Source organism: Bifidobacterium sp. ESL1118 (assembly GCF_058505595.1).
In genome coordinates, this window is record NZ_CP196371.1 from 1,279,349 (window position 1) to 1,292,265 (window position 12,917).

The 12,917-nt window shown below is 53.1% G+C and carries 18 protein-coding genes; 6 read left to right on the forward strand and 12 right to left on the reverse strand.

What is annotated here, in order from left to right; translation table 11 throughout:
* Nucleotides 1-85 precede the first annotated feature (85 nt).
* The 6 genes from ACSYSS_RS05110 to gap form a co-directional block, all read right to left on the reverse strand.
* Nucleotides 86-541: an Hsp20/alpha crystallin family protein gene (locus ACSYSS_RS05110; RefSeq protein ID WP_491702988.1), complete on the reverse strand. Its 456-nt coding sequence runs from the start codon at nt 539-541 to the stop codon at nt 86-88.
* Nucleotides 542-977: 436 nt separating this feature from the next.
* The gene (locus ACSYSS_RS05115; protein WP_491702989.1) at nt 978-1,490 is read right to left on the reverse strand and encodes a nuclear transport factor 2 family protein; all 513 of its coding nucleotides are present in this window, start codon (nt 1,488-1,490) and stop codon (nt 978-980) included.
* A gap of 114 nt (nt 1,491-1,604) precedes the next feature.
* Nucleotides 1,605-1,961, reverse strand: coding sequence for a DUF488 domain-containing protein (locus ACSYSS_RS05120; protein WP_491704232.1), 357 nt, complete (start codon nt 1,959-1,961; stop codon nt 1,605-1,607).
* A gap of 144 nt (nt 1,962-2,105) precedes the next feature.
* On the reverse strand, nt 2,106-2,318 hold the full coding sequence (locus tag ACSYSS_RS05125) for a zinc ribbon domain-containing protein (protein WP_491702990.1): 213 nt from the start codon (nt 2,316-2,318) through the stop codon (nt 2,106-2,108).
* Nucleotides 2,319-2,485: 167 nt separating this feature from the next.
* On the reverse strand, nt 2,486-3,082 hold the full coding sequence (locus ACSYSS_RS05130) for a Type 1 glutamine amidotransferase-like domain-containing protein (RefSeq protein ID WP_491702991.1): 597 nt from the start codon (nt 3,080-3,082) through the stop codon (nt 2,486-2,488).
* Between the two features lie 225 nt (nt 3,083-3,307).
* A complete protein-coding gene (gene gap / locus ACSYSS_RS05135; protein WP_491702992.1) occupies nt 3,308-4,327 on the reverse strand; it encodes a type I glyceraldehyde-3-phosphate dehydrogenase in 1,020 nt (339 codons plus the stop codon).
* Nucleotides 4,328-4,444: 117 nt separating this feature from the next.
* Between gap and ACSYSS_RS05140 the strand changes: the two genes are divergently transcribed.
* Nucleotides 4,445-5,176 carry a LysR family transcriptional regulator gene (locus ACSYSS_RS05140; RefSeq protein ID WP_491702993.1) on the forward strand — a complete coding sequence of 244 codons (732 nt, stop codon included), beginning with the start codon at nt 4,445-4,447 and terminating at the stop codon, nt 5,174-5,176.
* A 186-nt stretch (nt 5,177-5,362) separates the two neighbouring features.
* Here ACSYSS_RS05140 and ACSYSS_RS05145 read toward each other — a convergent pair whose 3' ends face one another.
* From ACSYSS_RS05145 to ACSYSS_RS05155, 3 genes are all read right to left on the reverse strand, one after another.
* Nucleotides 5,363-6,106, reverse strand: coding sequence for an SDR family oxidoreductase (locus tag ACSYSS_RS05145; RefSeq protein WP_491702994.1), 744 nt, complete (start codon nt 6,104-6,106; stop codon nt 5,363-5,365).
* 240 nt (nt 6,107-6,346) lie between these two features.
* A complete protein-coding gene (gene ychF, locus ACSYSS_RS05150) occupies nt 6,347-7,435 on the reverse strand; it encodes a redox-regulated ATPase YchF (protein ID WP_491702995.1) in 1,089 nt (362 codons plus the stop codon).
* Nucleotides 7,436-7,715: 280 nt separating this feature from the next.
* On the reverse strand, nt 7,716-8,009 hold the full coding sequence (locus ACSYSS_RS05155; RefSeq protein ID WP_491702996.1) for a helix-turn-helix domain-containing protein: 294 nt from the start codon (nt 8,007-8,009) through the stop codon (nt 7,716-7,718).
* Between the two features lie 131 nt (nt 8,010-8,140).
* Between ACSYSS_RS05155 and ACSYSS_RS05160 the strand changes: the two genes are divergently transcribed.
* From ACSYSS_RS05160 to ACSYSS_RS05180, 5 genes are all read left to right on the forward strand, one after another.
* The gene (locus tag ACSYSS_RS05160) at nt 8,141-8,833 is read left to right on the forward strand and encodes an SAP domain-containing protein (protein WP_491702997.1); all 693 of its coding nucleotides are present in this window, start codon (nt 8,141-8,143) and stop codon (nt 8,831-8,833) included.
* Nucleotides 8,834-8,871: 38 nt separating this feature from the next.
* Nucleotides 8,872-9,180, forward strand: coding sequence for a type II toxin-antitoxin system prevent-host-death family antitoxin (locus ACSYSS_RS05165; RefSeq protein ID WP_491702998.1), 309 nt, complete (start codon nt 8,872-8,874; stop codon nt 9,178-9,180).
* Nucleotides 9,180-9,509, forward strand: coding sequence for a type II toxin-antitoxin system RelE family toxin (locus ACSYSS_RS05170; protein WP_491702999.1), 330 nt, complete (start codon nt 9,180-9,182; stop codon nt 9,507-9,509). Before ACSYSS_RS05165 ends, ACSYSS_RS05170 begins: the two co-directional genes overlap by 1 nt.
* Before the next feature lie 169 nt (nt 9,510-9,678).
* Nucleotides 9,679-9,945 carry a type II toxin-antitoxin system RelB/DinJ family antitoxin gene (locus ACSYSS_RS05175; protein WP_491703000.1) on the forward strand — a complete coding sequence of 89 codons (267 nt, stop codon included), beginning with the start codon at nt 9,679-9,681 and terminating at the stop codon, nt 9,943-9,945.
* Nucleotides 9,932-10,216, forward strand: a complete 285-nt coding sequence (locus ACSYSS_RS05180; protein WP_491703001.1) for a type II toxin-antitoxin system RelE/ParE family toxin — start codon at nt 9,932-9,934, stop codon at nt 10,214-10,216. Before ACSYSS_RS05175 ends, ACSYSS_RS05180 begins: the two co-directional genes overlap by 14 nt.
* Before the next feature lie 43 nt (nt 10,217-10,259).
* Here ACSYSS_RS05180 and ACSYSS_RS05185 read toward each other — a convergent pair whose 3' ends face one another.
* Genes ACSYSS_RS05185 through ACSYSS_RS05195 form a run of 3 tightly spaced genes read right to left on the reverse strand, consistent with a single transcriptional unit; the run spans nt 10,260 to nt 12,911 of the window.
* Nucleotides 10,260-10,961, reverse strand: coding sequence for a response regulator (locus ACSYSS_RS05185; RefSeq protein WP_491703002.1), 702 nt, complete (start codon nt 10,959-10,961; stop codon nt 10,260-10,262).
* Nucleotides 10,958-12,451, reverse strand: a complete 1,494-nt coding sequence (locus ACSYSS_RS05190) for a sensor histidine kinase (RefSeq protein ID WP_491703003.1) — start codon at nt 12,449-12,451, stop codon at nt 10,958-10,960. Before ACSYSS_RS05190 ends, ACSYSS_RS05185 begins: the two co-directional genes overlap by 4 nt.
* 7 nt (nt 12,452-12,458) lie before the next feature.
* Entirely contained in the window at nt 12,459-12,911 is a 453-nt protein-coding gene (locus ACSYSS_RS05195) for a hypothetical protein (protein ID WP_491703004.1), read from the reverse strand.
* Nucleotides 12,912-12,917 lie beyond the last annotated feature (6 nt).

Consider the following 12,917-nt stretch of genomic DNA (forward strand, 5'->3'; position numbering starts at 1 on the left):
CAGCCGGCCCATTATAATCGCATTCATCGCAGTTGCCTAGACACTGAAACGACCCATCAGGCAACCGATATGGTGCGTATATGCATCAGCCTTCGATGGCGATGTGATGACCACTCTCGACCTTGGGCTTCGGCTCCTTCTTCGCAATCTCGAGGTTCAAGGTGCCATCCTTGTAGCTGGCATGGATGTCCTCATCCCTCACTTCGTCGCCAACATAGAAGTCACGGGAGGCCGAGCCAACATAACGCTCACGGCGCAGCCACTTGCCGTCCTTACCCTTCTTGTCGTTCTTCTCGTCCTTGTGGGCAGAGACGGTGAGATAGCCGTCGTGAAGGTCCACCTTAATGTCGTCCTTGTTGAACCCGGGCATATCGATCGCCACATCGTAGCTCTTGTCATTCTCACGGACATCGGTCCTCATGAGACTCGGAGATGCCACGCGATCGACCGCACGCGACGGTGAATCACTCCAGCTGGTGAAGAACGGATCGTCGAACATATCATGAAATGCATCGTTCATCAAAGCAGGAAACATAGCCATAATCAATCACTCCCTCAAACCATGAGGCAGCGGCTGCGAATCTTAACTCTGCAACCGTTTCGGAACTCCTTTGGAGCTCCTGTTCTTGTTGTGTCACTATGACCAACCGACATTCCGCATGTGGATTCCAGAATTTTACCTTGGGTGAAAAACTTGAGTCTATGCGACTCAAGTTTTAGAAAAACTCAATGCATCAGTATGTTTTTCAAGCCATAATTTAACGCCCATTGCTCAACCGACACATCGCTTCACCGGTGTTCAGACACACAATCTCGGCTATGCCGACCAAAAAATTATAAGTAGGGAGATTCCCGCAGTACAAAGCAAAATAGCGAAATCCAAATACGTTGGGAATCCGCCATTCTCTTTTTTGTGCAACACACTATATCAACGAAATCTCCCTACCGAAATGGAATCGTCCTATTTTTAGGCAATGTCAGTGCGAAACCCCACCATACGGATATTTACGGTCGTGTTCGGCACGGAATTCACGCACACGATTGATCTTGTTCTGCCTGTCGAACTCAATAATCGAGACGCCGTCGAACTCATAGGGTGTGCTACCCTGCATAGCTCCCTGGGCTTGCCCAAGCTCTTTGTCTACCACACCGCCATCTTCACCTGAGGCTTGATCTGATAGCCGAGAAACATCATGCGCACAGAACGTCCACGTAACCGTAATCTCCGGCTGGCCTTGGTTGCCGCGCCCATGTAGGAAATCATGAATGCGCCAGCTGGTGACCACTTGCCTTATCATCGAGTCATCGATCCACCGATGAATCTGCACACGCCCTTGATAAATAGCACCCGTACATTCCTCGTACCGGCACTCCGGCGCCATGACCGTATCGAGCTTGTCAAAATCACGAGCCGTCCACATCTTGAAATAATCGGAGATGGCACGTTCACGCCTTCGTGCTCTCTGCCTTGAAAATGAAATCGCCACCATAGCTATAGTATAGCGGACGTTGAGCAACGTTTGTTACAAAGTGTGGTGAATTTGGTATCAGCAGTCTCACTTCCCCAACCTCGCAGGCCTACAGACCACTGCACTCCATTGACATCAACGATTGAGATAGTCTTGCAAGACAACGGCGTTGTTATGGATTTCGTCTTTTGCGGCATAAACCAATGTCACTGTGGTATGTGTCCGGCAGATCTCGCGCAATTGAGCGATACCTTCAGCGTCGTCGCCAAGCTCATCCTCATAACGCTGTTGGAACTCTGCAAACCGATCAGGATCATGCCCGAACCAGCGACGCAGTTGAGTGCTTGGAGCAATGTCCTTAAGCCATACATCGATGTGGGCCTTATCCTTGGAAACGCCCCGTGGCCAAAGCCTATCGATTAAAACACGGCAGCCATCCGATTCTTCAGGAGCGCCATAGGCTCGTTTCAGTTTGATAGTCGCACCAGTCATCTTTGCAGTAGTCATATCACCATTGTGAACCATTCCAACACTGAACGCAAGAATCGCCGGCAACTAAAAACGGCCTTAGAAAGAGCCGACTCGTGCCCACAACCAGTGGCAACACAACCTGCAGGTCAATCAGGAGATTGACAATCAATTGTCTAACAGAAAATCAAGCACATTCATGCCGGCATCAGTTTCAGCTCGATACAACTCCGTGTAACCGCAGTTGGTGCAGCTGATGGTGATGAACCGCTTGTTCTGCACATCGAAAATCTTGGCGAAGTTGCCACCAGTGGCTTGGAACTGATCGGATACATATGTGCTGCATCCGCATTTATCGCAACGGTACTGCCTTTGCCCCATAAAAATTACCTCTCGATTTCAGCGCCAATTATTTCCGCTTCGTTGTCGTCGGAACTTTAAACCTACCTCAACTTCAAGAGAAGAAGCGAATCCAACCGTCGCATCGTATCTCAATACGATGGCCGATAATACCGGAAGCGATTTGGGCACGCCAAGAAACAGGCCTGCTAGATTATGCGCTGCTCATCTCCCTGAACCTCAAGCGCCTGTCCGTCACGCAGAAGAAACAGCGGATATTGCTCTCCATAGCGTTCGACCGTCTGCGAAATAATCTGAATCGGATATGGCGGCAACGTACCCTGGGAATGAGGAACGATGACCTTATCGACGAGCCCTAAAGCGGTGTAATCATGAAGGGCGGAAGCAAGGTCTGGGGAATCCATCACGCTTGTTGGCTCAATGCTCGGACCGGCAATAATGGAACCGGCGGAAGAGCCCGCATATGGCAGGCCCTTACGCACAACGTCTGCAAGCACCTTGTCTGCACCAGTGGATTTCAAGGCATACAGGAGCGCAAACGTCTCACCACTGGCCACATATACGCCATCGGCGCCTTCCAAAGCCGCGCGGACGTCATCAATCGGTGTCTGCCCAACCATGATATTGACCAAGTCACACCCGTATTGCGCGACCTGATCCTTCTCCCACTGATCGAACCGCATGCCTTGCTCGTCGTCCAAAAGCGGCCCTTTGGCATCGTCGATGTAGACAATGTTGCCAGAGAGGAATCCTTTGAGTTTGGGATGGAGCATCGAAGTCAACATCAAGTGCATCATAGCGGGCCTTTCCATAAGCTTTTCTTTGCGATGATTGTAGCACCTATTGAAGTTGCCATAGCATTGGGCGAGAAATCTTATCTTGATAGCCCTACTTGTTTGCCGGGCATGGACACTCATACGCATCCAAAACGACGACAGGACCTGGAACTGAAAACTCCGGCAATACCATCAACGTGCGATGACAGTTGCCGGAGTTCAACAGCAGATTCGTTACAACGTGGCAAACTTACGAAGTGTGCGAATCATCTGGCAGGTGAAGCTGTATTCATTGTCATACCAAGCCACGGTCTTGACCAACTGCCTATCTCCCATCCCGGTCACTTCGGTTTGCGTCGGATCGAAAATCGAACCTGATTGTGACCCGATGATGTCAGTGGAAACGATCTGACGGTCATCATACGTAAAGCTCTCGTTGTTCACCGTATGGGAACGCATCGCCTCGTTGATCCGATCGGCGGTAACGTCAGCGGTCTTGAGCAGGCTGACAAGCTCAGTGAGGGAACCGTCGACTATGGGGACTCGCTGGGCATGGCCGCTCACCTTTCCATCCAATTCGGGGATCACCAGGCCGATGGCGTTGGCCGCACCAGTTTTGTGTGGAATGATGTTGGTGGCGGCAGTGCGGGAAGCTCTCAAGTCACCCTTACGCGTTGGACCATCGAGGATTATCTGTGAAGAGGTATAGGCATGGATGGCGGTCATAGTGCCAGCTTCAATGCCGAAGTCCTTATTGAGGTAATAGGCCATGGGAGCCAAGCAGTTAGTGGTGCAGGAGCCCACAGAGATGATCTTGTCTTCAGGAGTCAACGTGTTGTCGTTGATGCCGTAGACGATTGTCTTAATCCGGCCAGCCGGCACCGAGATAAGCACCTTCTTGGCCTCAGCGTCGATGTGCGCCTGGGACTTGGCTTCAGAAGTGTAGAAGCCAGTGCATTCCAGAACGCACTCCACCCCGTTCTCCTTGGCCCATGGAATGTCCTGCGCCTTGGGCTCGGCATAGACTCGATATTCCTTACCATTGACCACAATGCTGTCATCAGTGGCGCTGACATCACCGGAGAATGTGCCATGTGTGGAATCGAATTTGAGAAGCTGCGCCAACAAGGCCGGACTTGTAAGGTCATTGATGGCCACCACTTCAATGTCGTTCTGCTCTCCAAGCTCCAGGATTCTACGAAATGATAGACGGCCTATGCGGCCAAATCCATTGATACCGATTTTTACTGTCATAATTGTTCCTTTCACGGAACACTGTATGAAAGTGAAATCGTCTTGGGAATTACCAAACCATGATATAGTTATCTGAATATCAGATAACACATCGTTACAGTCGGATAGAGAGCATCCATGGATACACATAACTTCGAAGTATTCGAATCCATCTATGAATCAAAATCTATAAACAAGGCTGCACGCAAACTACAACTGGCACAATCGAATGTAACGGCACGCCTCAAGCACATCGAATCGGACTATGGCGTGCAACTTTTCGAACGCTCAACCAGCGGCGTCACTCCAACAGATGCCGGCCAGCGTTTCCACGAATACGCAACACAAATCATGACTCTGGATCAGGAGCTGCGAAGAAATCTACCACACAGAAAACACTCTGCAGAAATGAGCGAAGTGCTTTTCGATTTCCTTGTCGTCCACAACAAGGCACCAGACCTAGAACAATACAGCTTCGACATTGCCCCTTCGACGTCCATCGATCGAATCGCCTATATGAACCACGACCTCGTTGCCGCATACCACACCCCAAATAACATTCCAAGCGGGCAGGTGAGCATCGGAACCATCCCCTCACACATCTACAGCACCGCGGATTCCACGAGTAACGCCGTCTATGTCAACGGTGACCCCAACTGTGCATTTCGCGCCATGACGCTCGACTCCATTACAGACAACGTGGAAACGCATAACATCAATTCCTTGAGCGGCATCGTCTCACTCATCAAAACACGTGGAGGCATGGCGCTGCTGCCGGACTATCTTGCCGAAGAATCAGGACTCGTACGGACAAACGACCATGAGTACAACATCCAGTATCAAATATGGCAGCGCAACAGAAATTTATGAGTTTTGCAACTCACGAGACTCGGTAGATGGATATCACGTCTCATCGCTAAGCCATTTAATCTGATTTGGCATTTGACACTTGGAACTCGGCATTCGGCATAGCACAAACATTCGCAACATCGCAAAAAGCCGTTTGGGAAAATGTCTCACGACTTGCGTTTCATGCCGCAAATCCGAGCAGCTCAGTCACTGCAGAGCTTCGGTAATTGGGGTTTGTCCATCGTAGAAGCAGACGGTTTGACGCTTAGAGACTCCATTGGAAATCACATAAGCAGCCACAGCGGCGACGTTCCCGCGCGAAGTGACTCGTTGCTGGGGCGTAACGGTTTTAGGTGTCAATTTTTGCCCGGAGCCGACAAGCACAATGCGGTCGGTCTCCGGTTCCAGCGTCAGCGAACCCGGGCCAAGGATGGTGTAGTTGAGATTGGACGCACGCAAATGCGCATCGGCATCGTGTTTTGCCTTTGCATAGGGAACAAACGACTCAGGCCAACCAGCGGTTTTGGGATCGTCGCTAGCGGTGTCATAGGAGACCATAACGAACCGTTTCACCACAGCCTTCCCAGCGGCATCCATCGCAGTGACCGCTGCGACATAATCCACAGCATGCGTACGAGCTGGGTCGCCCCCACCGGCGCCTGCAGAAAAGACAATCGCAACAGCCTCTTTGAAGAGTCGCTCGAAATCGGACTCGCCGGCCTGCTCCATGTCGAAGAGCACCGGGTTGGCGCCTACTGCCTTCACATCGTAGGATTCGTCGGCCTTGCGAATGACAGAATCAACGGTGAACCCTGCGGCAATGAGCTTAGGTGCCAACAACAACGCCACCTTGCCATGGCCGCCGAGAATCACCACGCGTCCACGGGGCACCGGGCTCTCAGCCAATTGACACGCACGAGCATCTTCATTGTTTACCGCTTTGGCCATCATGGCCTCCTTTGCATCCTAGTCACATTTCCTTGAATCCAGCCTAAAGGTATTCTCGCGACGGTGCAGAGGATTACGCAAGGAGGAATAAAATGCAGGGCGCGCCGATGCAAAAACTCCGACACATAATGCCATAAAACGGCACTCAATGTCGGAGTTTAGCCCATCGAAATCAAACGTCCGACACAAAGTGCCATAAAACGGCATTATGTGTCGGACTTTGAGATGACGAGTCATGTGTACTCACACGTTGAACTTGAAGTCCACGATGTCGCCGTCCTGCATGACGTAGTCGCGGCCCTCCTGGCGGAGCTTGCCCTCCTCCTTGATGTCGACCATGGAGCCTTTGGCGGCAACGAAGTCGTCATAGGAGACGATATCGGCCTTGATGAAGCCACGCTCGAAATCGGAATGAATCACACCTGCAGCCTGCGGGGCGGTCCAACCCTTGTGGATCTGCCAGGCGCGCACTTCCTTGACACCTGCGGTGAGGAAAGTCTGCAGACCGAGCACGTCGAAGCCGACGCGGGCCAGCTGGTCCAGCCCGGACTCCTTCAGGCCGGCATCCTCAAGCATCTCTCGGGCATCGGCCTCGTCAAGCTCGGTCAGATCGGATTCGAACTGCGCGTTGAGGAAGATAGATTGGGCCGGAGCGACTGACGCGGCCAGCTGCTTTTTCATGTCCTCGTTGGCCAGTTCCTTGTCGTCCACATTAAATACATAGATGAACGGCTTGGCGGTCATCAAATGCAGGTCGTAGATATCTTCCTTCTTGATCTTGCCGGCTGAGGCGGCGTGGTCGATGGTTTCGCCTTCGCCAAGAATCTTCTGCGCGAGCTTGACGGCATCCACATATTCCTGGCTCACCTTCTTGCCGCGTAGGTCCTTTTCGAGGCGCGGCAGTGCGTTCTCGATGGTCTGCAGATCGGCGAGCATGAGCTCGGTGTTGATGGTGTCGATGTCGTCGGCAGGGTCCACCTTGCCGTTGACGTGCACGATGTCGTCGTCCTCGAAGGCGCGCACCACCTCGCAGATGGCGTCGGCCTCGCGGATGTTGGCCAGGAACTTGTTGCCCAGGCCCTCGCCCTCGGAGGCGCCCTTGACGATGCCTGCGATGTCGACGAACGTCACCGTTGCCGGCACGATCTTCTCGGTGTGCACAAGGTCCGCAAGCACGGGCAGCCGCTTGTCCGGCAACGGGACGATGCCCTCATTGGGCTCAATGGTGGCGAAGGGATAGTTCTCCGCAAGCACGTTGTTGCGGGTCAAAGCATTGAACATGGTGGACTTGCCCACGTTGGGCAGCCCGACGATTCCGATAGTTAAAGACATACTCCAAGTCTAGTTGCACCTCAAAACCACGGCACGACCGGATGGGAACCGATGACACGCAGCCACAGTGCCGAAGAGATACATATATCTATGAAAAACATCGATAAGTGCAGTGGCAGACTCCCCCACACAGACAGGACTGAGACAATCTGCGAGTGTGGGTGAAGTGCAGCATGATGACGATTCAGATATTCGGTGATCGCCTTGTAAATCAGCGCAGAGACATTCGCGTGCTCTTCCTTAGTTGGCCGCTATGCCCCACATATAATGGTGCACGTCATCAGTGGCGCACTCGTTGCGGCAATTGCTCGTCAGCACGAAGTCGGCCCACATCGGTCTGAAGAGGGTCGACTGACTTAACGAGGGAATCAGCCATGTGAAGCACTCGTGCAATCGAGAGCAACGAATCGGTACGCACCGCCTTGCCGTGCTCCATGTTGGAGACCGTGATCTGACTCACCCGCGCGCACAACGCCACATCCTTGACAGTCAGACCCATCAACTTACGCTGCCGTGTGAGGTACTGCCCCACCAGCCGCAAATCGCGTTTGACCGGAACCGATACGTATTTCATAGTGCCCACGCTTCCTATTCACAGCTCACAAATACATAAGCACTAGTATATCATAGATTAAATGAGATAAGATATATTTAACTTGGTTTAAATTAATAGCTGATTCGGATCAAACAAGCGGAGAACATACATTGGTTAAATCAGATAGCAGGCCGGAATTCTCGTCGATCACCAGCTTTGAGGAATTCCAGCGCTGGTACTGGTACTGGGCCGAGCTCGTAGAAATCTGCAGAACGCTCGGCCTGCCCCATACCGGCAACAAAGTCGAACTCGACGCTGAATTGCAACGATATTTCTCCCAAGAAAACGGCACTTCCCCATCGGCATCTGTTCGTCACGTGTCTTTGCCCAAGCCGAAACGGCATTCTCAGAAAAACAATCGTCCACGAGAGCTTATATACGGAAAATCGGAGAGCGCCAAGCCACCGTTGCAGACTCCTCTGCTGGAATGCGGATTCGCCTTCAACAAACGGTGGCGTACCTTCTTCGCAAATCTCACCAGCACAACACCCGAGCAGTTCCATTTCACCGCCGACATGGCAGCCACCTGGAAGGCAGTCAAGCGCAACCACGATATCACTGTGACACTTGCGGATATGCTCGCTATCCACGAAGGCACACTTACTTACGTCCGCTACGACGCATCGGCCTGCCAATGGAACCAATTCCTCAAGGATTTCTGCGCCGACCCGAGCACAGCACGCTTCGGCAACAAATTCCAGACAGCGGCAATGCTATGGCGAATCGTACGGAATTCCGACAGCCTAAAAAGCTACACATCCGATTTGCTGAAAGCACATGCAGATATACTATCCACAATGTAAATTGGAATTAATATTTGATAGCAAAAAGTGAGGCAAATATGGATGCTACAGCGTTGATGGACAACCTGGTTCCCGTGAGCACATTCAGCCACGGCGGTGCCAGCAAGGCCTTTGCCAAAGTGGGCACCGGCAAACCGGTCATCGTACTGAAGAACAACAAGCCCAGTGCCGTCATCATCACACCAGACGACTACAGCCTACTCACGGAGGCTATGGAGGATTGGGAACTATACCAGGAAGCCATGCAAAGAATCAAGGACGACGATGGCACGCTGTACACATTGGACGAAGCTCTTGAAAAGGACTATAAGCCAGTGGAAGATGGGTATGAACCGGAGTTTGAGTAATGCCGAATGAACACTGGAACATCATGCTGACAACAGCTGCCCAGAAAGACATGGACAAACTTCGCGAACCATGCAAAACCCATGTTGTAAGAGCCTTAAAAAAAGTGAGCATAAATCCCCTTCCTGCGTCTGAAGGCGGATATGGGAAATCCTTAGGCAACAAAGACGGATATGACCTTGCCGAACTACTGAAAATTAAACTCCGAGGAGATGACGTGCGCATTGTATACCGTTTGAAACGCGAAGGACACATCATGAAAATCATCGTTATCGGCATTCGCAACGACAACGCCGTGCACCGGGAGGCGTTCAGAAGACTGCACAAGTAAGTTGCACCCCGTAAATTCTATTCATCATGATTTTGAACCAAAGTACAATAGTGTTCACACGCTTCTATCGCTCGTCTATTTTGTTCAATGTCAACTAATGTCAATAATTGCTTTTTCTTGCCAAATATTGCTTTTTCTTGTAAAATCAAGATAGCTGAATAAAGGAGCAATGATGGCAACCACTACGACATCACGCGTGCAGATACGTATGGATAGCAATCTCAAGGACAAGGCTGAGGCATTGTTCAACAGCATGGGTCTCGACCTCTCTTCAGCCATGAACATGTTCGCGGCTCAGGCCGTGCGCGAACAGCGCATTCCATTCCAGCCCTCCGCTCTCACCCCGTTCGAACGCTCGGTTCTCAGCGCCAGCGAGGAACCCACCAGTGAAAGCATGACGCTCGAGCAGATGGAACAGCACATTGACAATCTATAAGCTGAAAGCCAGCCGTCACTTTGACAGGGATGTCAAAGCACTCAAACGTAAACATCGGGATATGGACAAGCTGAAGTCAGTCCTCGCCCTGCTTGCCCATGGAAAGACCGAGCTTCTAGCGCAGCAGTATCGAGACCACAAACTGACCGGAGCATTGCGCGACTTTCGTGAGCTTCACATCGAAGCCGATTGGTTGCTGGTACACAGCAAAGACTGTGATACTATCACCATCACACTGACGCGAACCGGTAGCCACGACGATCTGTTGTGAACAACGAAGTTTCCTTCTTTTCCGGTTTGTTCCATCCCATGAACTACCACTGACTGATATCGAATTTATCCATCCCGGCCTTGTACCAGAGCACAGCGATGTTCACGCGTTCGCGCGCGCCGAGCTTGGCCAGCACACGGCTGACCGTCTTCTTGACCGAGCCTGGCTGAATGACCAATCGTTCGGCTATCTCGGCATTGTTGAGGCCAACACTGACCAATGAGGCGACCTCAAGCTCCCGCTTGCCAAGCGTGGTGAACTTTTGCCTCAGTTCAGCAGCCTCACCGTCGGTCGCAACCGACGCACCGCCCGGCAAACCCCGACGTATCACCTCGGCTGTGATGCGAGGGGTCAGAATCGCATCCCCGTCGTACACGGCATGGATGGCGCGGTGCAGGTCCGCCGTGTGTACGTCCTTGAGCAGGAAACCCGACGCGCCCGCTCCCAAAGCGCCAAACGCATAATCGTCCTCATCATAGGTGGTGAGAATGAGCACACGCACGTCGGGATATTGTCGTTTGATAGCGTTGGTGGCATCGATGCCATCCATGACCGGCATGCGCACATCCATGAGCACCACATCGGGCAACGCCTCACCCTTGGGGGCAAAACCCGCCAAAGCATCGAGCGCTTCCTGCCCATTGCCGGCCTGGGCGATCACCTGTAACCCCTTGTCTTTGGCGACCATGAGCGCGAAACCCATTCTGGCAGGTCGTTGGTCATCCACTATCATGACACGAATCATGCGGCGCTCCCCTCTCGACCTACAGAACCAACTCCGACTGTGTCTATCAGCGAGGGTATATCGGCACGCACCTGCCACCCGCTCTCGTATGGACCGGCGCTGAATCCGCCACCATAGGATCGGACTTTTGCCTTCAACCTGTTCAAGCCCGTCCCATCATTATGAACCCGCGCATTATGAACCTGCACATCCGCGACATCAGTGCAGCTGCTACCAGCCCGACACTCGTCAGCAGACTCATTGCTCGCACTCATTCCTTGCGTCACACCGTCCACCTGTTCGCCGTCGTCTCGAACGGCGACCACGACGCCACCGTCTGCATCATGGTCCCAGGAAACCACAATGCGGCTGACGTGCACGCCGTGACGCATGACGTTCGTGACGGCCTCCCTGGTGACGGTGAACGCCAAGTCCGCCTGCACAGAGTCGTCCGGCCTGCGACCAGTCTCCGTCAAAGCCGCCGCGATGCCGGCCTGACGGGCATGGTACAGCACCGGCTGAATATCGTCCCAGCGATGCAGCCGAACAGGAACCTCAGCTTCGGCAGGGGCACCCTCAAGCGAATCATCAAGCGTAGTCCTCTCGTCACCGCCAGGCTGCAGCGCCTTCACAGCCGTTCGAGTATCCTTCAGCCCCTCACGCGCCAAATCATTGATACTGGCGAGCGCCTCATCAATCTCCGGTTTGCCCGTGGATCCACTCAACCCCTCGGACAGGGCGATGATGGCAGTCAAGTCGTGACCCACACTGTCATGAAGCTCTGCTGCAATTCGGGATTGGTGGGCTGCCTGGTCACGCTCTTGCGCCAAGCGCTGGCTCCGTCTGCGTTCGTTTACAAGCGCCTGTTCGGACAGGTGCCGTTCTCGTTGCACCCTGGATACCAGTCCCAAACCTACGCATAAGGCAAAGTACGTGGTTGCAGAGTAAAACAAACCGGTGAAGCTGGTATCCTGACGCCACAGAGTCGCCAGAATTATGGTCACCAACCCCAAAAGAGCGGTTGGAGTCAGGCAGGCGATGAGGTTCCCGAGTTTCCTGGTCTCGACCGTGCAGGTGTAGAGAGCGACATACCACACTAAGGCTAGATCGGTATATGCGGAACCGTAGATTGCTGCTGTCAGAAGCATGAGGATGGTGATGGCCAGCAGAGTCGCTGTCGGTCGTCGACGGCGGAAGCTGAGCAGAATGAGGGACAGGATGATGATGGCAATATACAGAGGCAGGCCCCATGCTGTGGTGTCCAGAACCTGACGCAAGGTTCGGTTGGCACTGTCGGGAGCGAAGACCAGCCGCGTGAGCATCATTGTTTCGTACAGGGCACATACGAAGACCATGACGTAAGCTGTGCCTGGCCGGTTCCAGTATTCGAACCAATCGGTCAGTTTCCTGCTCGGCTTCATCGCTCCGCTCCCTTCCGCAATACCATTTTTCATTATGCCGTCACCTGGTGAGAAGGAAGAAGTCGGCGCCGAACGGGTGTTCTTGCTCATGAACTTCTCACTCCTCTTTTGAGGTCAGCGTAAGGCTGCCGGTGAAGTTGTCACCGCTGGCGTAGATGTAGAAGCTGCTGCCGTCCAGGGTGTAGGTCTGGTCGAACGTGCCCTGGTTGATGGGTATGGGACGTTTCATGTCCGAGCCGTCAGTCACCAGGATCGTCCCGGTGCCTTGCGTACCGGATACTTGGCCGGTGACGTGTATGGTCGCGTGTTTGCCGGTTCCCCCGAAGAGGGTCTCCATGCCGGTGAATCCATGATAGGAGGCCGTGTACCTGCCTGTGTAGGAATCAGTGGCATCCGATCGGGTTCCCACCAAATCGTCCTGCCTGCTGACCCCCAGGCCGGTTGAGCATCCGGAGAGAGCGGATAGTGCCAGCAACGCCGTGATGAGTATGACGAGACGGCGGATGGCATGGAGTGCTGGGCGACCCGCCCTGTCGGTGGTGATGGTCATGGTATA